Source organism: Psychrobacter sp. Ps6, assembly GCF_022129235.1.
Lineage (GTDB): Bacteria > Pseudomonadota > Gammaproteobacteria > Pseudomonadales > Moraxellaceae > Psychrobacter.
This window is the reverse complement of record NZ_JADQAI010000031.1, coordinates 953-2397: the sequence shown is the minus strand read 5'-3', so window position 1 is coordinate 2397 and position 1445 is coordinate 953. Positions and strand designations below refer to the sequence as shown.

The window sequence follows — 1445 nt, the reverse complement described above, 5'->3', positions numbered from 1 at the left end:
TTTTCCTCGTATAATACTCTTCGAGTCAAAACGAGGTGAGAACATGGAAATCTCTAAACTAATTACGCCAGTAACCACTTTATTTGAGAAACTATGGAAAATTCCATTCTTGTACCACCTGACCGCTATAGTATTGCTAGTAGTCGCAACGGGTCCTGAACTATTTAAACACACGCCTTTTTATGATGTGTTACTACGACATCAATCGAGCCTAAACTTAGCCCTCAGCATGTATAGCTGCTTCTTTGTTTTTAAGTTGGTGAGCTATGTTCCATATATATTCTTGTACCCTATTCGTTTGATGAAATTAAGAAAACTAAGTGAAAATGAATGCCTTCTAATTAAAAATTTTACTGCTAAACAAAAAAGCTGCCTCGCTTTTAATTCTGATTTAGTCGAACTCAACAGCTTACTTAGAAAAGGGGTTCTTGAATATCCCAGAGTTTTTGTCGGAGGAGCGATTGGTGTCTCAACAGTAGAGATGTCCGATTGGGCTAAGAGCCTGATATACCGACATAGAAGCATTCTACCTAACTTACATTCAGACTGAGATCCATAACAATTTATTTGATCCCAAAGAGGGGCAATTAATCACCCCTCTTTGGTATTTTTTACAGATCCACCGGACAATAGGATTCAGCATAAACGCATGTTTGAATAGGTTATCATCATACGCCACAAAATCACGAACGTGAAAATACGACAAAATGGGATATTTCTACAAACCTCTCATTCAGCATTAGAAAATCTATCGAAAACTATTGAAGTGAGACTGATATGCTTTGTCGTTGTCAACAAGGAATTGGGGCAAATTTGAGCTAGCCATGGAAGCTAGCTCAAATGTGGACAGAAATGAGTTAGAGACTCTGTTTTATTAGGGCTGGTAGGTATTAGAAAAAGTAGGGATAACGCCCAATCAAGTTGTGAGCAACACTGTCACCTTAATCAAACACCGCACCGTAAACACCAAACCGATTGAAATCGAAAGCGCCGAGCGTTACGAATTAGCTTGAATTATTTGTTAAGCATATTATTCATAGCTACTCGTCATAATAAAAAAGCTCATAATTACCAGAAGTAAAGCTTACGTCCATGTTTAGTTTTTTACCTAAGTCATTGATTAAACTAATTACAGACTTTTGATATCTCAACATATTTGTATCTGAGAAATCTTGTTGGTATTTAGGAGCAAAACTAAAACCAACATATGTGATAGGTACTTTAAAATGAACTAGACTATTTCGTAATTCAAATAGTTGTGACAACGAATCTCGCCAAGACAGAGAACCATAATTAATATCATTCACTTTACAAAGATACTTAATTTTACTAATCGTGGATTTATAATCTCTTTCGTCTATTTGTTTTGTGTGTGGACAGGTCTGCCAAGCTAGATTAATAAATCCCTCAGCAGAAATGGCCCAACCTAAGACAGCTTCGATACA

The 1445-nt window shown here is 36.5% G+C and carries 2 protein-coding genes; one reads left to right on the top strand and one right to left on the bottom strand.

Features of this window, described 5'->3' with window-relative positions:
• Positions 1-43: 43 nt before the first annotated feature.
• Positions 44-550 (top strand): hypothetical protein, encoded by a 507-nt coding sequence (locus I3255_RS13260; RefSeq protein WP_238039232.1) that lies wholly within the window; start codon positions 44-46, stop codon positions 548-550.
• Between the two features lie 490 nt (positions 551-1040).
• On the opposite strand, the gene I3255_RS13255 is transcribed toward I3255_RS13260, so the two are convergent.
• Positions 1041-1445 (bottom strand): hypothetical protein (locus I3255_RS13255; protein WP_238039231.1); only part of this gene is annotated, 405 nt, incomplete at its 5' end.